This is a genomic window from Syntrophobacter fumaroxidans MPOB (assembly GCF_000014965.1).
GTDB classification, from domain to species: domain Bacteria; phylum Desulfobacterota; class Syntrophobacteria; order Syntrophobacterales; family Syntrophobacteraceae; genus Syntrophobacter; species Syntrophobacter fumaroxidans.
On record NC_008554.1, the window covers coordinates 1,843,238 to 1,865,212 of the forward strand.

Consider the following 21,975-nt stretch of genomic DNA (forward strand, 5'->3'; position numbering starts at 1 on the left):
GACTTCCGGTTTTGGCGATTCATGTTCACACGGTTCTTGCTTAATGTTTGCAGGAAGACATGAGCGACCCGTCTTCTATTCGGAATGCCGCCGATAACGCTTCGAGCGGCGTCTCAATAAGAAAAAATGGCTGGACGCATGCCGCTTTATCGGATAATCTAAATTACAATCGAATGAAAGTGATTCCTGGTGACTTTTCATGTAGTTGATTCACTATAGACGTCTCCATAAACTGACGCGGGCAAGGTTCCGCCGGATGTCATGCACGGGTGAAAAAGGGCTTCGTGCGATTTTCCCGGGCCCCGGCTTTTGAGACAAGGCGCAAAGTTCCTCATGGGCGCAAGCCGGTGGCCGGAATCTGGGCAATCGCCAAAAAGTAGACGCCCGCTATTTCGCCCACGCGAGCCACTGTGGGAGCGGAACAGCCTCCGGCACCCTGGAGCGGTGCCTTCCACCGCGATCGGCGGGACGTTCGAGAATTCGCCCTGTCGGGGAATGCCATGGATAAGCAGGGTTCAACAAAGCCCAAAGTGCGCTTGCGCCTCATCGTGGCTCTGCCGGTTGCCACGTCCATTCTGATGCTCGTCGGAGCGCTCCTGACCTCCTACCTGATGCCCCAGCAGCTGCCGTGGCCGGGGCAGGATTCCATGCCGGACCTGAGGACGGTGATCCTGCTGTCTGTGTTCTGCACGATCATCCTGTCGTTTCTGCTCAACCTCCTGGCCGCCTTTCTCATCAGCCGCAACCTGAAGAGACTCATGGTCAAGGCAAGCTCCATGATTCCCGTGGGGCCCGAATCCATGCAGAAGTCCGAAGCCGCGAACGAGATGAAGGCCCTGGGGATCATTCTCGACGAAGTCGAAGTCACCCTCGACCGCTTCATTCAGGACAGCTACATCCTGGAAAACCTTCCCGAAGCGCTCATCACGGTGGACGCCGCGGGGGAGGTACGGGCGCTGAACAGGAGGGCGGCGCGATTGTTCAACACGGCGTTGTGGAACATCAGGGGGAGACGCCTGGAGGAGATCGTCCCGAAAAGCCTCCGCAACGAGTCTTTCCACCGGATGGTGCTCAAGGGTTTCGAGGGGACCGAAAGCCATTCGAGCCTCATCCGCCTGTCCACGGACGCCAAAGCGGAGCTTGTGCTCTGGGTGGGTGTCAGCCCGGTGGAATTGAGCGGAGGGCAGCGCGGAGTCACCATATCGTTCAAGGATCAGACGGATATCGTCTCGGTGAGAAACCAGATCCAGAAGTTGGAACGGCTTGCCGCCGTGGGGAAGGTCTCCGCGCATATCGCTCACGAGGTCCGCAATCCGCTCGGTTCCATCAAAACCCTAACGGAGTTGATTCGAGAGGACTTGAGGCCGGACGAGACGCAGGCGAAATATGCCGACGTCATTTTGGACCAGGTGGGCAGGCTGGACCGGCTCATCGAGGACGTTCTCTCCTTCTCCCGCAGCTCCCTGCTGAACGTGGAGAAAGCCGAGCTCCCCGTCCTGCTTTCCCAGATGATCGATCTCGCCCGGCACAGTTTTCCCGAAAAGGGCGTGAACGTCGAGGAACAATACGATCCCGTGCTTCCGCCCGTCTGGTGCGACCCGGAAAGACTCTGCCAGGCCTTCCTGAACGTTCTCATCAACGCGTTCGAGGCCTGCGCCGCCGGAGGGCACATCAAGGTTTCCGCCACGTATGAGCGGGGCGGCACGGCCAACGGAAGCGTGATCGGGATCCGGGTCAAGGACGACGGGCCCGGGATCCCCGAGTCCAATCTGCAGAAGGTTTTCGAGCCCTTCTTTACGACGAAATCGCACGGCACGGGGCTCGGGTTGGCTTGCACCTACAATATCATCAACGCCCACGGCGGCAGGATCGAATTCGCGAACAGACCTTCCGGCGGAGCCTCGGTCCATATCCTCCTGCCGGAAAATCACACGCTCGAGTCCCCGCTGGACGAACCGGTGGAGTACCATGGCTGAGAAAATTCTCATTGTCGACGACGATCCGGGCATGCAGATCGCCCTCAACGAGTTTCTCAAGAAGAGGGGCTACGAAACCGATTCCGCCGTTTCCGCCGAGGAGGCCCTGGACAGGGTCAAACACGCCTCCTACGACTTGATTTTTCTGGATGTGCGGCTCCCCGGCATGACGGGAATCGATGCCATCTGCCGGATCAGGAATTTCGACGAACAGGGCGAGATCATCGTCATCACGGCCCACGGCACCCGGGACGTCGCCCTGGAAGCCGTCAGAAACGGGGCGTACGACTATTTCACCAAGCCTTTCAGCCTGCAGGAGATGGATGTCGTCATCCGCAGAGCCCTGGAAAAAAGAAGACTCCAGAAGGAGCTCAGCGAGCTGCGCAAGCGCACGGGGACGACGGAGCCCATCGACCGGATCATCGGGCAGAGCGAGGGCATGAAACGGGTGAAAGCGATGGTCGCCAGGATCGCCCCGCTCGAAACCACCGTTCTCGTCACGGGAGAAAGCGGGACGGGCAAGGAACTGGTGGCCGACATGCTCCACATGCTGAGCGCAAGGGCGAGCGCGCCCTGCATCAAGATCAACTGCGCGTCCATCCCGGAAACACTTCTCGAGAGCGAATTGTTCGGCTACGAGCGCGGGGCGTTCACCGGGGCCGTCTCCTCCAGGCAGGGGAAATTCGAGCAGGCGCACACCGGCACCATCTTCCTCGACGAAATCGGGGACATGCCGTCGAGCCTCCAGGCGAAGCTGCTGCGGGTGGTGGAACAGAAGCAGGTGGACCGGCTCGGCGGGAAGAAGCCGGTGAAGGTGGACGTGCGGGTGGTCGCCGCGACCAACCGCGACCTCCTGGAGCTTGTCACCCGCAAGGAGTTCCGGGCGGACCTCTACTACCGGTTGAACGTCGCCGCCATTCACGTGCCGCCGCTGCGCGACCGCAAGGAGGACCTGCCGCTCCTGGTCGGGCATTTCCTGAGGGAAATCAACGTGAAACTGGGCACCGACCTGTCCGGGATTTCCAGGGAAGCCATGGAGCTGCTGTTCGGCCACGACTGGCCCGGCAACGTGCGGGAGCTTGCCAACCTGCTGGAGCGCGTGGCCATCGTCAACAGGGGAACCACGGTCTCGCCCGAGGCGGTGACCATCGCCCTGCAGAAGCATTCCAACACCCTGGCCGAAGAGGGGGGGCAGGCAATGTCCCTCGGGGATACGCTCGATGAGCTGGAGCGGAATCTCATTCTCGACGCCCTGCGCAAATGCGGCGGAGTGCAGACCAGGGCGGCGGAAATGCTGGGCCTCAGCGCCAAGAATTTCTGGAAGAAGATGAAAAAGCACGGCATACGGTATGACGGTGAACGACATACCGAGGAATTCTCTCAATGAAACCCCGCCGCGCCTCAAACCTGTTTCGACGCTCATACCGCCCGGCGGATTCCATTTCGCCAAATGCGCGATTGCGGACTGCCTCTTCTTCGAGAACGATCTACCAATAGTAGACTCACCCGGCGCCAAAAGCGCGCACAGCCTCAATCGCAATCGATGGCACGGTTGTTGCTACTCTAATCGGGCAAAACAGTTTTGGTGTTCTCCGAACCCAAAAATTCAAATGACAAAAAAGGAGTGCAACATGAAAAAGTTCATCAAGTTCCTGAAAGACGAAGAAGGCGTGACCGCGATCGAGTACGGTCTCATCGCCGCCCTGATCGCCGTCGCGATCATTGTTGCGGTTACCTCCGTGGGCACGAATCTCACGGCCGTCTTCAATAGGGTCGCCGCCGAGTTGTTAGGCGCGCTCAATTAGCGGAGCGTAGCGTTGTGGGGGTATCTTTGTGTGGGGGTACGGTCCGGCCGCAACGGCCGGACCCGCAACCGTTTCCGACCGCCGGTTCTTGATCGCCCAGGTTGTTGAGGCGGGATGCCCAAAGCGACGGACGGATAACTGAACAGGACTCATAGCCGAGAGGTTCCTACGATGAGAGGCGAAAACAATTCCGGGTTTGAGAGTTTGTTGTCCGGCCTCCGCATCTTGCTCTGCGAAGAACGGGGAACCACCGCCATCGAGTATGCCCTGATCGCCTCTTTGATCGTGCTCGCCGCGGCGTCGGCCATGGTGGCCACGAGCGACAGCGTCATCAACATTTTCAATTACTGGACCAATGCGGTGGTCAGTGCTCTGAGCGGAGGATGAAATCCCGCGTCGGAATCCGCATTGCAGAATCAGACTCTTCCCCCGTTCAGTGCCGTCTTCCCTGGAACCTTGAAGTTGCGGGACTCCGGACTTTGCATGTCAAGAGTGGAATTCATCCACAATACGCTTCAGTTCATACCCCCGCACCGTTCTTGTGTAGCCGACCGTGCCCCGCATGGGATTTTGGGCGTCTATTTCACTGTTTTGACAGTTTTTCTATTGACTTCGGGGAATGATAGGTGCTAGCAGTGAATCAATAATTAATGCTAGCCAGTAGAAAGTCTGATTGTTAACAATTATTTTATAGGGGTTTAGGCGGTCAAGATGTCGGTCCTGGTATCTATGTGACGGCGCTGGACCGGGGCAACTTTACCATTGGCTCGCTCTTGACGTGTTCGGGTCAATGGGTCTTTCAACATTCAGAGGCGGTCTCTCATGGCGGCATCGCTGAACGGCATCCTCGGAGGATTACTCTGCGTGGTCCTGATCGTGGTCGCCGTGGAAGACATGCGCAAGCACAGAATCAGGAATGTGTACACGTTCCCGATGGTTGCCGTGGGGCTTTCGTTTCACGCCTTGAGCGGCGGTCTGGAAGGATTGGTATTCAGCCTGAAGGGCCTGGGCCTCGGGATCGTGTTTTTGATATTCCCTTATCTACTGGGGATAATGGGTGCCGGCGACGTCAAGCTCATGGGCGCGGTCGGATCGATTCTGGGGTCGCGGGGAGTGTTCGCCGCGTTCCTGTTGACGTGCGTCGCCGGTGGTGTTCTTGCAGTCATTCTCATGGTCCTGAATTCGAAGCACACGATGAAACGGCTCAGTGCCGCGTGGGCCGCGGCACGAAGGCTCCCGGCCGAAGGTCGAGCGAGCGGCGTGCCTCCCGGCGGGGATTTGAAAAGACCCGGGCTTGCCTACGGGGCGGCCATAGCGACGGGCACGATCGCGTTCATGGCCCTGGAATGGCTCGGGTACGACGTTTCACATCTTCTATGGTCTTGAACGGCCCCAAACTTCGGCGCAGTATTGTCCGCAACAGCCTGGCGAGGTGACACATGGCGAGATTCAGAGCGATATTTCCGCTGGCCCTGGCGATCGTATTGGCGCTGGTGGCCTCCGTTGTCGTCTACAAATGGGTTCAGATGAAGACCGGCGTGCAGACGACGGTCGTCACGGAAAAGGCGGAGCCGGGAGGCGTGCAGGTGGCCCTGGCCAGCGCCGATCTCCCCTGGGGAACCAAGCTGACCCGGGAAATGGTGAAGATGGCGGAATATCCTCCCAAGCACCTGCCGGCCGGGTATTTTTCGGACCCGGCAAAGATCGAGGGCAGGGTCCTCATAACCCCGGTCAAGCAGGGTGAGCAGCTCCTGGAGTCCAAGCTCGCCCCCCTCAGCGTGACGACCGGTGGGGTGTCGGCGGTCGTCAGCGTGGGCAAGCGCGCCATCGCCGTGGCGGGTGACAAAGTCATCGGGCTGGCCGGTTTCATCCAGCCCGGAAATTTCGTCGACGTGCTGGTCACCATCAGGGACACACAGGAAAAGACCCCCAGCACGAGCAAGGTGGTGCTGGAAAACGTTAAGGTGCTCGCCACCGGCACGGTGATCGACAAGAAGGCGGGGACCGAGCCGGGCCCGGTGGACGTCTTCACGCTCGAGGTCACGCCGGAGGAAGCGGAGCGGCTGGCGTTCGCGGCTTCCCTGGGCAAGCTCCATTTCGCCCTGAGAAACGTGACCGACACCGAGGTGGTTTACACCATGGGGACGACCATCGCCGACGCGCTGGATGCCTACCGGCCCCGCATGAAAATGGTGTCCGCCCAGCCCGTCGTGAAGTCCGAACCCGAAGCAAGGAAAGAACAGGCGAGATCCTTTTCCCGGATGGAAATCATCAAGGGCTCCAAGGTCTCGCAGGTCGATTTCGAAAACAGGCGGTAAGGGGGAAACCGCTTCCTGGAGAAACCCGAGGAGAGGAAAGGATACCTGTCTATGTGCAGCAGGCTGGGTTTGGTGGGGTTCGTGAAGGCATCCATGGTCCTTGCCTTCTCTCTGGTGTTGATCTCTTCTTCCGCGCTCCACGCCGCCGGGCCGGTCAAGGTGGTCACGGGGGAACATGCCGCGAGGAAGATTCACCTCCAGGTGGGCAAGTCGGTCATCGTGCGGAGCGGCGCCCCGGTGGTGCGCACCACCCTGGGTTCCCCGGACGTCGCCGACATCGTGGCACTCTCCCCGACGCAGATTTATATTACCGGCAAGGCCACCGGGGTGACGAACCTCACTCTGTGGCAGAGCGACGACAAGGTGTCCGCGATCTATGACATCGAGGTGGCCCCGGACACCATGCGGCTCAAGGAGAAGCTGCACGAGGTCCTTCCCGGAGAACGGGACATCAAGGTTTCCGCCTCCCATGACTCGCTGACCCTCTCGGGAACGATCTCCAGCTCGACCCATCTCGCCCAGGCCATGACGCTTGCCGAGGCGTACAGCGGCGGGAAAAAGGTGATCAACCTGCTCCAGGTGTCGGGCGTGCACCAAGTGATGCTGGAAGTGCGCGTGGCGGAAATGTCGCGCACCCTCACCAACCGGCTGGGAATCAATTCCATCTGGAACGTGAACGGGAGCATGGGGGCTTCGCTGCTCGGGAACCTGGCTTCCCTGGACAAGTTCGCCGGGTCCGCCTCCGGGTCCAGCAGTGAGTTCACCTTCGCGCCCACGGTCAACTCGCTGTTTCACATCCTCGGGGGACCGTTCACCTGGACGGCGTTCATCGACGCCCTCAAGGAAGACGGCCTCGTCAAGGTTCTTGCCGAGCCGACGCTCATCGCCATGAGCGGCCAGTCGGCCAGCTTCCTGGCCGGGGGGGAGTTTCCCATCCCCGTGCCGCAGGGGCTCGGGACCGTGGGAATCGAGTACAAGCAGTTCGGCGTCAGCCTGGCCTTCACGCCGACGGTGCTCAACGACAAGCGGATGAACATCATCGTCGCCCCCGAGGTGTCGGAGCTCGACTACACCACGGCGATCAACATAGCCGGGGTTGCCGTCCCGGGTCTCACCACCAGGAAGGTCTCCACGGCCATCGAGTTGAACGACGGTCAGAGCTTCGCCATCGCGGGGCTGCTCAAGGACACCATCCGGGAGGACGCGAAGAAATTCCCGATCCTGGGAAGCATTCCGGTGCTGGGAGCGCTTTTCCGCAGCGTTTCCTTCCAGAGAAACGAGACGGAACTGATCGTAATCGTCACGCCGCGGCTGGCGAAGCCCATAGACGTGGCCACCCAGCCGCTGCCGACGGACAAGTTCATCGAGCCCAGCGATTCGGAGTTCTTCTTCCTGGGCCTGTTGCAGGGGCGAGCCCCAAAGCCGGCGCCGCGCGCGCCGCTGCCGATCACCGACAAAAAAGCGGGGTTCGACGGGGAATTCGGCCACACCGTGCCGTAGCGGGGCGCGGTTGCGAATCTTACGAACATGCACTTCCTGGTGAGGGAGGGAGATAGATGAAATTCAAACTGTTCTTGGTCGCGGTTTTGCTCCTTGTGGCAACGGTCGGCTCCGCCCGGGCTTTCGAGCCCGATTGGCCCTTCGATCTTTACTGCTGCGGCCCGCCGCCTCCGGAGGACACCTTCGGGGACGCATTCAGGAAGGCAAGAGCGGACCAGGCCCTGAACCCGGATGCGGGAAGGGACCTCGCGCCGGTGGAAGGGCTGGACGGGAGGGCCGCCGAGCTCGTCATGGACAAGTACTACAAGAGTTTCGGGAAAGAAGGTGAATCGTCGGCCGGCAAGACGGGGGGGAGCTATTTGCCCGCGGCGTTCATCAAGCAGCAAGGCGGGAAGTAGGACCGGACCGGGTCTTCCCGGGGGTCTTCCGAAAGACTCGAGGGAACCGGTATCCACCATTCCCGCGAATGGATGCGCGCCACGCGGCGCGCAACGAAGAACGCGGGTTGTCACCGTCATTCCCGCCGGGGCGGGAATCCGGGGGCCCGGAGAATCGGCTCAGGCGTTCGCGGCTCGACGTTTCCGCGAATCGTCATGCGCCGTGGGATCGCTTCAAATTACGAGGATGTACCGTGCCGGCTCACTTTCGCAGGCACGCGGTGATTCCACGGCCACTCCACGGATGCCGGACCGCACCGGCATGACGGCGGGAGGAGGTTGCAAAAATGAAGACGAAACGTGTCGTGCCCAGGTTCCGCAAAGGCGTGGCGGCCATCGAGTTCGCGCTCATCCTGCCGCTGCTCGTGCTCCTGTTGTTCGGCATCATCGAGTTCGGGATCATTCTCTACGACCAGGCGGTGATCACCAACGCCAGCAGGGAAGGCGCGCGGTTCGGGATTCTCTACGGCGCGGCAGCCGACGGCACCGCCACACCGAAGAGTGAAGCGGAAGTCAGGCAGGTCGTGCGCAACTACGCGCAGCAGTATCTCATCACCTTCGGGACCAAGGTGCTGGGGGACGCCGACATCAATGTGGCCGAGGAAACCGTGAACGGGCAAAACTATCGCAGGGTCACGATCAGCTATCCCTACACGTTTATCGTGCTGCCCCGGTTCATCACGTCCTTTTTCGGCGGCGGCCTGGGGCAGGACATCAATCTGTCGGCAAACGCGGTGATGCGCTACGAGTACCAGGGCCCGGCAGTCTAGATTCAAGAGGGCTTCACCTGCGGGGAAGGAGGCTGGTGCGATGAAAAAACATGCGATTTTCTCAAAATCAAGGCTCTCCGAAAGGGACGGAGCGACGGTGATCATTGTCGCCCTTGCCCTCGTGATGCTCCTGGGTTTCGGCGCCTTTGCCGTGGATATCGGCTACCTGTACGTGGTCCGAAACGAACTGCAGAACGCGGCCGACGCCGGGGCGCTGGCCGGGGCGGCGGCACTCTACAACAATGACGGCACCGCGGTCCAACCGACGGCCAACGTGATCGGGCAAGAGGCGGCCATGCGCAACACTGCGGTTCGAACGGCGGTGGAGGTGACTCTGAACGGCAATTCGGGGGACGTGCAGCGGGGGCACTACTCATTCGCCACCGGAACGTTCACGCCCAATGCCTCGCTGCTGCCCGTGAGCCTCTGGAACGTGAGCACCGAAGAGCTCGACGCCAATACCGATTTCATCAACGCCGTGAAGGTGACCACCCACAGGAGCGCTCCGGCGGCGCCGTCGTTCTTCTCGAGGATTTTCGGCTACGATTCCTTCGCCCTGGCGGCCGAAGCCGTGGCATACATCGGGTTTGCGGGAACGCTGTATCCCCTTAACGTGGATAAGCCCATCGCCATGTGCCAGGAAAGTCTTCTCGATGCCGAGGGCAACTACTCCTGCTCCATCGGGCGCATGATCAACAGCGGCTCGGGCGCCGGGCACAACACCGCGGCGTGGACGAACTACAGCCAGCCGTGCGAAACCGCCAATGCAAACGACATGGCCCAACTGCTGGCCGGTTGCGGCGGCTCCAACCCCACACCCATCATTTTGGGCACGGGGATGGGAACCAGCGGCGGCATGCAGGACAGCACCTATCGCAAGAGCATCTTCAGCTGTTGGATCGATTCGCTTCGCGCCGGAAATCCCCTCCCGCTGGTTCTTCCCGTCGTGGAATGCCCCGGGAACAACCCCGGGCCCTGCTCGAAGGTGGTGGGGGCCGTCGAGGTCACCGTGGTCTGGATAACGGACGTGATCAACACGAACAAGCTCAACTATGACGAGGTGCCGTCGATGATGAACACGGCGGAAAAAGCCCCATGGGCGTGCAGCGTTCCTCTCACCAAGGACTCCACGCAGGCCCAGATCAACCAGTGCTGGAACGAGTTCGTGAGCTATTACAATCTGAAGAACGCCGACAACCAGAATGCGCCGATCGCCAAGAATTCCATCTACATGCTGCCGAGCTGCACCCCCCACGATCCCGAGGGCGGCACGGGCGGGAAGAATTTCGGCATCCTTGCGAAGATCCCGGTGCTCGTCCGGTGATGCCGGCCCGGCTGGATAAACGATTGAAAGGGGGATGTCTCTGAAAATGGAACCCATCAAGGAGCGAAGATGACTCAGGATTTGATTTCGGTGGTCCTGGACGTCAGAGACACTCCCACCCGGGCGGCGCTGGAGCGCGTGCTCAAATCGGTGCCGGGATTTGCGATCGGCAATCCTGACGACTCGGGTCCGGCGGATCTCCTGGTCATGGAGATCGGGTATGAGCCCGAAAAGGAGTTCCATGCCCTGCAGTCGCTTCTGAGCCTCGGGACGGTGGGAGAAGTCTTCCTCACGAGCTCCAAGCCGGACAAGGACATCCTGGTGCAGGCGCTGAGAGCCGGAGCCAGGGAATTCCTGTCTCAGCCCATCCAGGAAAAGGAGTTCCGGCAGTCTCTGGAGAAGTTCATCGAGCGGCGCCGGCTCAGCCTCAAGGAGAAGAAAACCTCGAAAAGCGGCCGGATCATCTCCCTGGTGGGAAGCAAGGGCGGGGTCGGGACCACCACCATTGCGGTGAACCTCGCCGGCAGCATCATCCGGAACGACCATTTGAAATCCGTGGCCCTTATGGACATGAACCTCCTGTTCGGGGAGATCCCCCTCCTGCTCGACATCACTCCGTCCTACCACTGGGGCGAAATCGCCAGGAACATCACCCGGCTCGACGCCACCTTCCTCATGAGCGTGCTGCACCAGCACTCCTCGGGCCTCTACGTGCTCTCCTCGCCCAGCCAGCTCGCCGGACAGCACGCGGCCACGCCGGACGTTATGGAACAGCTTCTCACCCTGATGCGCAGGGTTTTCGATTTCGTGGTCATCGACGCCGGCCAGACCGCGGACGACGTCTCGTTGAAGGTCCTGGAAATGGCGGACACGGTTTTTCTCGTCTCCGTGCTGAGCCTTCCCTGTCTCGCCAACGTCAACCGGCTGCTGAGACTTTTTTTCGACCTGGGATACCCCCACGAGGACAACGTGAAGGTGATCGTCAGCCGGTACGTCAAGAACACCGACGTGTCCCTGAAAGACGCCGAGCGCAGTTTGAACAAGAAGATATTCTGGACCATCCCCAACGACTACAAGGCGACCATGTCGTCCATGAACCAGGGGAAGGTGCTGTCGGTGGTGGCTCCCAGATCGCCCGTCACCGCCAGTATCGACGATCTTGCCGTCACCCTGCTCGGGAAGAAATCCAGGGATGACGGAGCCGGCTGGGGGCTAAAACTCTTTCGCCGGAGCCACTAGGCCCCGGCCGATCCGCCGGGCGCGACCGCCCGTGCCGTTTGTTTTTCCTGAATGGACCGACACCGCGGAGGTGATTTTACATGTTCAACTTTATGAACCGCAAACCCGAGCCGTCTTCCCGGGAAGAGAACGACGCGGCCATGGTCCGGGCCGAAGCGCCGGAAGAGCTCATGCGCAGGAGAACCAGGAAGCGCAGCATCATTCCCAACGAGTACTACGAGCTGAAAACTCGAATCCACGACCGCCTGATCGACCTGATCGACCTTTCGCTGCTCGACTCCCTCGACGTCAACGTGCTCAAGGTTCAAATCAGGAAGCTGGTGGAGAGAATACTCCTCGAGGAGGAGAATCAAATCCCGTTGAACCTCAACGAGAGGGATCATCTCTTCCGGGAAATCCAGGACGAAGTCTTCGGATTCGGCCCCCTCGAGCCTTTCCTGCAGGACCCGACGGTGTCCGACATCCTGGTGAACACGTACCGGCAAATCTACGTGGAGCGCTTCGGAAAGCTGGAGCTCACCGAGGCGAGGTTCAAGGACGACGGGCACCTCAGGAAGATCATCGACAAAATCGTTTCGGCCGTGGGACGGCGCATCGACGAGTCCTCGCCGATGGTGGACGCGCGCCTCCCGGACGGCTCGCGCGTGAACGCCATTATCCCGCCCCTTTCCCTCGGAGGCCCGGCGCTTTCCATACGCCGCTTCTCGAGAGATCCGCTCGAGATGGGAGACCTCATCACCCTGAACACCCTGACGCCCGAAATCGGCGAAGTGCTCAAGGCCATCATCAAGGCGCGGCTCAACGTCCTCATTTCGGGGGGAACCGGCAGCGGGAAGACGACCCTTCTGAACGTTCTGTCGCGGTTTATCCCCGAGGAGGAACGGATCGTCACCATCGAGGACGCGGCCGAGCTTCAGCTCAAGCAGACTCACCTGGTCAGGCTCGAAACCCGCCCGCCGAATATCGAGGGAAAGGGCGAAGTGACCCAGCGTGAACTGGTGAAGAACACGCTGAGAATGCGTCCCGACCGGATCATCGTCGGCGAGGTCAGGGGCCAGGAAGCTTTCGACATGCTCCAGGCCATGAACACCGGTCACGACGGGTCGCTCACCACCATTCACGCCAACTCGCCCAGGGATGCCCTGATGAGGCTGGAGACCATGGTGGCCATGGCGGGGCTGGAGATTCCGGGCGACTTTCTGAGAAGGTACATCGCTTCGGCCATCAACATCGTGGGCCAGCTTTCCCGCCTGGCCGACGGAAGCCGCAAGCTCGTCAGTCTCCAGGAAATCACCGGCATGGAAGGAAGCATGGTGACCATGCAGGAAATCTTCACCTTCGAGCAGACGGGGATCGACGCGGAGGGCAAGGTGAAGGGGAGATTCAAGGCGTGCGGCATCCGGCCGAAGTTCGTGGAGAAACTGGACGCCATGAGCATCGCCCTCCCCAAAGGCATTTTCGATCCCCGAAGAGTCAACGACATCTGAATCTCCCGGAGGGGCTTTCCATGGATGCCATGTTTACCGTCGTCTTGTTCGTCCTTTTCCTGCTCATCCTGGAAACGCTTCGCTACGCCCTGTCCGCGATCAGAAACCCCGAGGCCGTCAAGGTCCGCGAGCGCCTCAAATCGATGCCCGCATACGTGGACGAAGCCCCGGCGCCCGACATCGTCCGGCGGGAGCACCTCAGCGACATTCCCTGGCTGAACCGGCTCCTTCTCACCATCCCCGGGGTGCGAAGATTCAACCTGCTGGTCAGGCAGGCGAACACGGGACATCCGGCCGGATTCTACCTGCTGCTGGCCCTGGTGCTGGCGGCCGTCGGGTACCTGATCGGGACGAGCCTTTTGAAGATCCCATACTCCGGCTTGCTGTGCGCCGTTTTGCTGTTCTTCGTGCCGGTTCTCATTCTCATGTCGCGGCGCAAGCAAAGAATGGAAAAATTCCAGCGGCAACTCCCCGAAGCCCTGGATCTCGTGTCCCGGGCGCTCAAGGCAGGGCATGCCTTTTCCGGGGGCATGAAAATGGTGGCCGATGAAATGGACGATCCCATCGGTCCCGAGTTCGACAAGACCCTCGATGAAATCAACTTCGGGGTGAGCGTGGCGGACGCGCTCAAGAACCTCGCGGCGAGAGTGGCCTGCCCCGACCTGAGCTATTTCGTGGTGGCCGTGCTCATTCAGCGGGAGTCCGGCGGGAACCTTGCCGACCTCATCGCGAGCATCACCCACCTGATCCGCGAGCGGTTCAAGCTGTACGGGCGGATTCGCGTGCTGTCGGCCGAGGGCCGGGCCTCCGCGATCATTTTGATCGCGATCCCGATATTTGTCGCGGCGGCGCTCCTTGTCGTCAGCAGGAGCTACATCACGACGCTGGCCGATGACCGGATCGGGAGAGTCCTTATCGGCATAGCCGTCTGCATGATGATCTTCGGAGTGGTGGTCATGAGAAAAATGATCCGAATCGATGTTTGACCCCGGATGGACAAGGGGGCGAGGGCATTCCGCGTCCCGGGGGACAACCCCCGGCGGCTTCCGGGTTGCGCCGGGGCGACGTTTCGACCCGATTTCTGCATACAATCGCAAGCCCTTCAAGGGGACGGGAACGATGCCACAAGAAAACCTTGCTCTCATCGTCGCTGCAATGGTGTTTGTCATTGCCTGCCTGCTCGTTTTGAGCGTGGCCCTTTACTGGCGCCACCGGGAAACCCGCAAACGGATCATGGAAAAGATCAGGCAGGACGGCCTGGAGCTCTCGGGCGTCGAAGCCGAACCCGCCGTCCAGGAAATCACGGGTGCAAAGCGCGGCCCCATCGTCAGTTTTTTCGATAGAGTGGGCAAGAGGATGAAGACCGAGAAACCGTCGGAGCTGCGCGCGCAACAGCTCCGCTTCCTGAGGGCGGGCATCCGCATGGAAAACGCGCCGGCCGTCTTCATGGGGGCGAAGTGCCTGGGCGGCCTTGGCCTGGCCTTCGGTTTCCTGCTGCTCAAAACCGTTTTTTTCTCGCTCATGAGCGCACGGCTCACCGCAGTGGCCGCCTGTGCGACCGCGCTGGTGGGCTTCTACCTCCCCGACCTCTGGCTCAGGCTCAAGACCTCCAGGCGCCGCAAGCAACTCCGAAGAGGCCTCCCCGACGCCCTGGACCTGATGGTCGTGTGCGTGGAAGCCGGGATGGGCATCGATTCCGCAACCTACCGCGTGTCCGAGGAGATGAAACTCACCAATGCGCCCATGAGCGACGAACTGAAATATCTCAATCTCGAGCTCCGGGCCGGCAAGGCGCGACGCGACGCGCTGAGGAACCTGGCCTTGAGGACGGACCTCGAGGACGTCAATTCCCTGACCACCCTGCTTATTCAGACGGACAAGTTCGGCACCAGCGTGGCCCAGGCCCTGAGAGTGCATTCGGATTCATTCAGGACCAAAAGGCACCAGATGGCCGAGGAGCTCGCGGCCAAGCTGCCGGTGAAGCTCGTGCTTCCCCTGATTCTCTTCATCTTTCCTTCGCTTTTCGTGGTGATCATGGGACCGGCGATGATCCGGGCGTTTCGGACGTTCATGAAATGATCTTCACTGCATTGTCTTCTACAGCGAGGCAGACCGACAAATGATCGATTACCGGATCGGAGTTTTCACATCGAGAATATTGGGGACAGGCCGGAGGCGGGGCGCGGCGCGCCGCAATCCCCGCGCCTGCGGCGCTTTCCTTGCCGTTGCGGTGGCCCTCTGCGCGTGGGGACTTCCGGGATGCTCCTCAAAGAACGCGGGCGACGGCGTTTCCCTTCAGAAACACTATGCCAAGCAGATCGAGAAGCAGAATGCAAACATCCCCGAGGAGATAAAAAAAGCCGAAAAGCTGCCGGAAATGAGCGAGGCCGACTACGAGAGGATGGGTGACACGTTTGCCAGGCAGGGGGAAACCACCAAGGCTTTCATCAGCTACGAGAAGGTCCTGCGCAAGGAGCCCGATCTCACCCGGGTCCGTCTGAAGCGAGGCATGATGTTTCTTGCCAGGGACATGAACGATGAGGCGATCAGGGACTTTCAACAGGTCCTGGCGAAGGAACCCGGCAACGCCCAGGCCTACGAGGGGATCGGGCACGCGCTCTTCAAGCGCAGGCGTTACGATGAGGCGGAAAAGAACTTCCGGGAGGCGGTGAAGCTGAACAACAGCCTGTGGATGTCCCACAACTTCCTGGGCATCGTCTACGACTACAAACAGCGTCCCGAGCTGGCCGTGCCGGAATACCAGGCGGCCATCGCCGTCCGACCCGACGAGGGACTGCTCTACAACAACCTGGGAATATCCTACGCGATGATGGGGGACTTCGAGAAAGCCGCCGCCGCATTCCAGGAAGCGATGCAGAAACGGCCCACGAACCCGAAAATCAGCAACAACCTCGGCATTATACTGTGCAGGCTCGGACGGCAGTCCGAAGCTTTGGCCGCGTTCGGAAAGGCGGGTGATGAAGCCCAGGCCTACAACAACCTGGGATGCGCCTACATGATGGACGGCGAATTCGAAAAAGCGGCGCGGGCGTTCGAGAGAGCCGTCAGTCTGAGAACCACCTATTATGCCCAGGCCAGCGACAACCTCAAGAAAGCCGAAATGGCCCTGCATTCCAGTGGTGCCCTGGGCCGGCAGACGCCGCCCCCCGGCTCTCCGGTGCCCGTGTCCGGCGCCCCGGCGGTTTCCAGGACCCCGATTCTTCAGGAACTCAAACGCGAGCCGATCAAGGAGCAGAACCTCATCGAACCGGTCACGGCCGTGAAAGGGACGAAAGCCGCCGAACCGGCGGACTCCGCCAAGGTGAAGAGCGTCTCCACGCCCGCGCCGGCACCACGGGAGCAGGCTCCCCCCAATCCCGTGACGATGGGGAAAGAAACGAGCGCCGTCGAACCGACGACCGGGAAGGAAACGAACCCCGTCAAACCGGAGGATCCCGCGAAGGCGAAGAGTTCCCCCGAACCCGCGCCGGCACCGCGGGAGCAGGCTCCTCCCAATCCCGTGACGATGGGGAAAGAAACGAGCGCCGTCGAACCGACGACCGGGAAGGAAACGAACCCCGTCAAAACGGAGGATCCCGCGAAGGCGAAGAGTTCCCCCGAACCTGCGCCGGCACCGCGGGAGCAGCCTCCTCCCAATCCCGTGACGACGGGGAAAGAAACGAGCGCCGTCGAACCGACGACCGGGAAGGAAACGAACCCCGTCAAAACGGAGGATCCCGCGAAGGCGAAGAGTTCCCCCGAACCCGCGCCGGCACCGCGGGAGCAGGCTCCTCCCAATCCCGTGACGATGGGGAAAGAAACGAGCGCCGTCGAACCGGCTGCCGGGACCGGCAAAGAGAAGCCTGACGCTGAGGCGAAGGAAACCGCCGTCCGGGAAAAGAATGTCGCTGCACCTGCGTCAGACCTGAAAAAGTCGGGGGGTGCGGAATCGGGAGCGGTCGGGGCACCATCCCCACCGGCTCCCCCGGGGGTTGCAGCCAACCCGTGACAAACACGTCCGCATTTCCGTGGTGTCGGTGTCCTTTCGATCCGGCAAGGAACGTCGTGGACACCGGGGATTCGAAGTTCCCGGCCGCGCGGAAAATGAAGGGTGATCGCGGCACCCATGCAATACGGTGGTAAGACGCAAAGGAAGGCGGAGCCATGTTCAACAGTTCAAGCCTCAGGTTCTACCTGGTCAGCCGGTTGGCCGTCATCTTCCTCTGTTTCACGGCGGCAGCCTGCGCGGCTTTCCTGTTTTTTGCGGGCAAGCAGGATGAAGCGGGGTTTCGATCCGAGGCCCTGGCGGACAGAGCCCGCGGGGACGCCGTTCTCTCCGAGCGGATCAGGGAACTTCGAGAGCGACTGGGAGCCCTCTCTTCCGACAAGAACGTTGTCGCCGGCCTGGTTTCAAGCGACAGGGCGGCGCTGACCGCAACCTTGAACGCACGGTACGCCCGCGCGAGCGGGGTTTACTTCGCCGTCAGGGACGCGCAGAAAGACGAATTCCTGCCCGGCGATTTATCCAAAGAAGTGATCGCTTCCCTGCGGGAGTTCGAGAAGGGGAGCGCGGACACAAGCGATAACGAGGAATACCGGAGCGGGACGGGCCGCGTTGTGTTTTCCCGTATCGTGTTGAGCCAGAACAGACGGATCGGGACCGCATATTGCGTCTACCTTCCCATCGACGACCATTCCATCGGACAGATCCTGGACCGGGAGATTTGGGGGCAGGTCTTCGTACCCACCCGCGAGGGTCTCGCCAGGGTCGGCGGACAAAAAGAGGCGCCCTCCCCCGCTCCCGACGACCTCGGGAGCCTGAAGCCCGGCGACATCCGGGACGGCCGGGTCGGCGGGAGTGACGGCCTTGTCTCCCGGAGCACCGTTTCCCCCCTGCACGTCTACTTCGCGCCCTACGCGAAGATGCGGGAGTTTCGGCTGAAGGCCCTTGCCATCGTCGGGGCGCTGGGCCTCGCCATGCTCACCTTGTTCGTGGCACTCTCTTTGCTGATCGCCCGGAGAATCGTCGGTCCGCTTGAGTACCTCGTCGGCCGCGCCTCGGCGGTATCGAGAGGCGTGAAGGTGGATTTCACCCCTCCCGATGGAGGGCAGTTCGCCGAGTTCGAAGGGTTGAACGAGGCTTTCGACCACTTGCTCGTCAAGCTGGACGAATACGAAAACAAGAGCCGCTATAAGGAATTCTTCGACAGTGTCAGCGATGCGGTTTGCATCAGCGACATGCAGGGCAACATCATCGAGGCCAACGAAACCGCTTATCGCGTGACGGGCTGCGGGCCGGTCGAGATGCGGACGAAGAAGTTGTGGGAGATATACGATGTGGCGCACCCCGACAAGGTGTTCTCGGAGGTCTTCACGGGTGGTGAAACCGTGTTCAAAGTCTCCCGGCGATCGGAGGAAGGTCGCCTCCAGTCGGTGGAGGTGAAGGCGAAACTGATTTTCTACAAGGGTCACGAGTGCATTCTCACCCTGGCACGGGACATCGGGGAGTGGGAAAGGGCCATGGATTCCATCAGGACCTCCGAAGCGAAATACCGGGCCCTTTTCAACACGGTCAGCACGGCCATGGCCATTGTCGAGAAAGACAAGACCATCGCGCATGCCAACGACGAATTCTGCAGGCTTTGCGGCGTTCGCCGCAACGCGGTCGAAGGGTTTCTGTCACTTGAAAACTTTCTGCGAAAAGCGGATTGCGACAAGATAGGATTCTTCAACGTCGACAAGACCCAGGCTCCCCCTCCGATACCCTTGGACCGTTGGGAGTCCGAGCTCGTCAGACCCGACGGCACCGTTCGCCAGGTGGAAATCCGGGTGACCGAAATGCCGGGAGTTTCTCAAATACTGATCGTCCTGCTGGACCTGACGCAACGGAAAGCCCTGGAAGCGCAGGTGCTCCAGTCGGAAAAGCTTGCCGCACTGGGACAGCTCATCTCCGGGGTCGCCCACGAGCTCAACAATCCGCTCGCCAGCGTGGTGGGGTATTCGGAACTGGTGCAGGCGGGCCAGGCGAGCGCAAAGGACAAGAAGCACCTGGAAATCATCAAGAACGAAGCGTTGAGGGCGTCCGCCATCGTGAAGGGACTGCTCACCTTTGCCAGGGAACGCAAACCCGAAAAACAGATGATCCAGGTCAATGAGGTCCTCGAGAGGACGTTGGGCCTCCGGCTCTATGATTTCAAGGTCAGGAATATCCAACTCGTCATGACCCTTGATTCCCAACTGCCGCCCACCCATGCCGACTTTTTCCAACTCCAGGTGGTGTTCCTCAACATCATCAACAATGCGGAGCACGCCATGGGCGAAAACGTCGGGGACAAAATCCTGACTGTTTCCAGCAGGCTCATGATGGACGGTAAGGTAATCGAAGTCGAGATCACGGACAACGGCTCGGGCATACCGGATGAAATGAAGAACCGGATCTTCGACCCGTTCGTCACCACGAAAGAGGTGGGAAAGGGTACGGGGCTCGGGCTCAGCGTCTCTTACGGGATCGTGCAGGAGCACCAGGGACAGATTCTCGTCGAGAGCAACCTCGACAAGGGAACCGCCTTCAAGGTCCGTCTTCCGATCATGCAAAGCGAGGCAATGGAGGCACGCCGCGCCGAAACGGCATCACTTCCCAGGCCTCCGGGCATGGGCGAGACCAAGGTCGTGCTCGTGGTGGACGACGAGCCCTTCACATTGGAGCTCCTGAAGCAGTTCCTCGCCCAGTACGGCTGCCAGGCCATCCTTGCCGGCGATGCAATAGAAGGCCTGAAGGTTCTGAGAACATACAAGGTCGATGCCATTATTTCGGACATTCGGATGCCGGGGATAGACGGAAAGGGTTTTCTTTCGAACATCGAGAGCGAATTCCCGGCCTTCATGAAGAAGTTCGTGTTCATAACCGGGGATACCGTGAACCAGGACATTTACAACATGCTGAGGGAAAAGAAGATCCCCTGCATTTTTAAGCCGTTTGGAATGAACGAGCTGCGAGAGGTTCTGAAATCGATCATGCATTGACGGCGCGGGAAGAAACGAGCTTTCCCCGTTGCATCGGACCCTCTCGGTTCAGTTGATTCGATAGACACCCCCTTCACGCAACAACTTCCGGATTGACCGATACCCCACGGGGAAACCTCGTCGGAACGGGTGCTTACCGAAGAGGAGAGGGTCGTGGTGCGCCGCGTCGACAGGTCGGTGATGGAGTGCACGCCGGGCGGGATGCCGGCAGGATCGAAGCAGTCCCGGGCGCCGATTCGCCGTGCGGTTTCACGAGAGCTTCAATCACGTCATCCACGGGCGGGTTCAAAGACGTGAAGGCTAAAAAGGCAAGCACCCTTCGCGGACCAGGCTGAAGTGCGGGGAAAAGCATGCTGCGTTCACCCGAAGGCTTCGACGCCGTTTCGAAATGCAGAGAACCCTCCTGCCGCATGGCGTTTGCATAAATTTCAGAGGTTCCACACAATGTACCGTTCATACTTCGGTTTCGCCTTCTCCCCGTTTGACGGCACCCGGGACCGGCGATTCTTTTTTGCCGCCGAAGAGCATGCGGAAATAACCTCGGCCCTGCTCTGCTTCGTCGAGCAGAGAAAGAGCTTCGCGCTGGTCCGCGGGGATGCGGGAACGGGCAAGACCAAGATACTCCAGCATCTGCTCGGCAAATTGCCCGACTCGGTCCATCCCATCCTGGTTCCCTACCCGGACGTGGAATACATCGAGATTCTGCGCTACATAGCCAGGACCCTGGGCGTCGACCCCAAGTGGAAGGAAGACTACGAACTGCTGAACGACATCAGGAAGGGGCTGACGGAGGGGCACGCGCAAGGCAGGCAGTTCGTGCTGATCATCGATGAAGCTCACCGTCTTTCGCTGGGTTGCCTTGAGAATATCCGGCTTCTTTCCAATATCGAAACGAACAAGTGCGCGCTGCTTCAAATCCTTTTCATCGGGCATGACGAAATCTGCCGGAAGCTCAACCGCAGAGAAATGCGCCAGCTTCGGCAGCGGATAAGCATCAACCGATACATTCCCCCGCTTACGGCTTCGGAAACCAAAGGCTACGTGGACCACCGGCTGAAAGTGGCGGGGTCAGGCTTCGACGAGTGTTTCGAGGGCGGCGTCGCCGAAACGATCCATCGCATGACCGGAGGGGTCCCGCGCAATATCAATGAGCTGTGCCACGTAGCCCTCCGCATGTGCAGCATTCAAAAGCTCCGCAAGGTCAACAAGAGGGTGCTCAGGCAGGCCTGTAAAGCCGTGCACGGCAATGTCGGCCCCGTGCCGGAGCGGGCGGGCGCGGCCTTCGGCAGGAACCTCAGGATGGGGCTCCTCGGGGGGGCTCTTGCGGTCGCCGTGGGGCTGTTCGTGGCAGAGTATCCGCACGACCTGCGAAAGATCGGCGGAGAATGGATTCACAGCCTGTATCGCGTCACATCCTCCGATTCTCCCTCGGAACGGGCTTCCCTGCCCGTCGCGCCTCCCGGACACATGAAGACCGCCCGCATCCCTGCCGGACCACAGGAAATCGCTCCGGACCCGGCGCCGTCAGCCCCGAACGAACCTCGATCCCCTTCCCCGTCTCCGTCCTCCCTGGTGACGGAGCCTCTCGATGAAAGCCCCGAGAAAGGCTCGGCCAGCCCCATGCCGGGCAAAGAGGCTCCTTCGCCCGCCGCGGCCTCCTCTGCTCCTGAAACCGGTCCGAATGTGGCTCAAGACCCGCAGGCGCCCGGCGTCGGCCGGGAATCCGATACGGATCAGGAATCCGGGCAGGTTCAAGGAACCGCGGCTGCCGACGGTTCGGGGAATTCCGCCCCCGGGCCGGCAAATTCAAAGCCTGAGGGAAGCACGGTGGAATTCTCGGAGACGTTCGAAGTGGTCGTGAAAAGGGGAGAGACCTTGAGCAGAATTGCGGCGCAATGGTTTCCCGAGGACCCGAAGCTCGGAGAGAAGTTGATCATCAGGGCCAATCCAAAGCTCGGGGACAAGCACCGGATTCGGGCGGGACAGGCCCTGAAAATACCCAGAACCAGCAGGATCGATGCCGGTTCTCCGAGAGCCGGATATCCCCCTCCCTGCTCCTCTCTTTCCGCTTGATCGCGTTCTCCGCCGGCTTGCGT

At 60.6% G+C, this 21,975-nt stretch carries 17 protein-coding genes; all 17 read left to right on the forward strand.

Going from position 1 to position 21,975, the window contains the following annotated elements; genetic code table 11:
* Positions 1 to 500 precede the first annotated feature (500 nt).
* The 17 genes from SFUM_RS07700 to SFUM_RS21595 all read left to right on the forward strand — a co-directional run bounded on the left by SFUM_RS07700 (position 501) and on the right by SFUM_RS21595 (position 21,952).
* On the forward strand, positions 501 to 1,976 hold the full coding sequence (locus SFUM_RS07700) for a two-component system sensor histidine kinase NtrB (protein ID WP_011698347.1): 1,476 nt from the start codon (positions 501 to 503) through the stop codon (positions 1,974 to 1,976).
* Entirely contained in the window at positions 1,969 to 3,363 is a 1,395-nt protein-coding gene (locus SFUM_RS07705; protein ID WP_011698348.1) for a sigma-54-dependent transcriptional regulator, read from the forward strand. The genes SFUM_RS07700 and SFUM_RS07705 overlap by 8 nt, the downstream gene beginning before the upstream one ends.
* A 244-nt stretch (positions 3,364 to 3,607) precedes the next feature.
* Positions 3,608 to 3,781, forward strand: coding sequence for a Flp family type IVb pilin (locus SFUM_RS07710; RefSeq protein ID WP_011698349.1), 174 nt, complete (start codon positions 3,608 to 3,610; stop codon positions 3,779 to 3,781).
* Between the two features lie 171 nt (positions 3,782 to 3,952).
* Entirely contained in the window at positions 3,953 to 4,168 is a 216-nt protein-coding gene (locus SFUM_RS07715; RefSeq protein ID WP_011698350.1) for a Flp family type IVb pilin, read from the forward strand.
* Positions 4,169 to 4,603: 435 nt separating this feature from the next.
* Positions 4,604 to 5,167: an A24 family peptidase gene (locus SFUM_RS07720; protein WP_011698351.1), complete on the forward strand. Its 564-nt coding sequence runs from the start codon at positions 4,604 to 4,606 to the stop codon at positions 5,165 to 5,167.
* Positions 5,168 to 5,220: 53 nt separating this feature from the next.
* Positions 5,221 to 6,099: a Flp pilus assembly protein CpaB gene (gene cpaB / locus SFUM_RS07725; RefSeq protein ID WP_011698352.1), complete on the forward strand. Its 879-nt coding sequence runs from the start codon at positions 5,221 to 5,223 to the stop codon at positions 6,097 to 6,099.
* Positions 6,100 to 6,150: 51 nt separating this feature from the next.
* Complete coding sequence (locus SFUM_RS07730; RefSeq protein ID WP_011698353.1) at positions 6,151 to 7,599, forward strand: type II and III secretion system protein family protein; 1,449 nt, start codon at positions 6,151 to 6,153, stop codon at positions 7,597 to 7,599.
* A 56-nt stretch (positions 7,600 to 7,655) separates the two neighbouring features.
* Positions 7,656 to 7,997: a hypothetical protein gene (locus SFUM_RS07735; protein WP_011698354.1), complete on the forward strand. Its 342-nt coding sequence runs from the start codon at positions 7,656 to 7,658 to the stop codon at positions 7,995 to 7,997.
* 326 nt (positions 7,998 to 8,323) lie between these two features.
* A complete protein-coding gene (locus tag SFUM_RS07740; RefSeq protein ID WP_011698355.1) occupies positions 8,324 to 8,806 on the forward strand; it encodes a TadE/TadG family type IV pilus assembly protein in 483 nt (160 codons plus the stop codon).
* A 40-nt stretch (positions 8,807 to 8,846) separates the two neighbouring features.
* Positions 8,847 to 10,130, forward strand: coding sequence for a TadG family pilus assembly protein (locus SFUM_RS07745; protein WP_011698356.1), 1,284 nt, complete (start codon positions 8,847 to 8,849; stop codon positions 10,128 to 10,130).
* A gap of 69 nt (positions 10,131 to 10,199) precedes the next feature.
* Positions 10,200 to 11,369, forward strand: a complete 1,170-nt coding sequence (locus SFUM_RS07750; protein ID WP_011698357.1) for a CpaE/TadZ family protein — start codon at positions 10,200 to 10,202, stop codon at positions 11,367 to 11,369.
* An 80-nt stretch (positions 11,370 to 11,449) separates the two neighbouring features.
* On the forward strand, positions 11,450 to 12,856 hold the full coding sequence (locus SFUM_RS07755; protein ID WP_011698358.1) for a TadA family conjugal transfer-associated ATPase: 1,407 nt from the start codon (positions 11,450 to 11,452) through the stop codon (positions 12,854 to 12,856).
* A gap of 20 nt (positions 12,857 to 12,876) precedes the next feature.
* Entirely contained in the window at positions 12,877 to 13,842 is a 966-nt protein-coding gene (locus tag SFUM_RS07760; RefSeq protein ID WP_011698359.1) for a type II secretion system F family protein, read from the forward strand.
* A gap of 133 nt (positions 13,843 to 13,975) precedes the next feature.
* A complete protein-coding gene (locus SFUM_RS07765) occupies positions 13,976 to 14,935 on the forward strand; it encodes a type II secretion system F family protein (RefSeq protein WP_011698360.1) in 960 nt (319 codons plus the stop codon).
* Between the two features lie 40 nt (positions 14,936 to 14,975).
* Complete coding sequence (locus SFUM_RS07770; RefSeq protein ID WP_011698361.1) at positions 14,976 to 16,865, forward strand: tetratricopeptide repeat protein; 1,890 nt, start codon at positions 14,976 to 14,978, stop codon at positions 16,863 to 16,865.
* 155 nt (positions 16,866 to 17,020) lie between these two features.
* Entirely contained in the window at positions 17,021 to 19,879 is a 2,859-nt protein-coding gene (locus tag SFUM_RS21590; protein ID WP_011698362.1) for a hybrid sensor histidine kinase/response regulator, read from the forward strand.
* Positions 19,880 to 20,323: 444 nt separating this feature from the next.
* Positions 20,324 to 21,952, forward strand: coding sequence for an AAA family ATPase (locus SFUM_RS21595; RefSeq protein ID WP_011698363.1), 1,629 nt, complete (start codon positions 20,324 to 20,326; stop codon positions 21,950 to 21,952).
* Positions 21,953 to 21,975 lie beyond the last annotated feature (23 nt).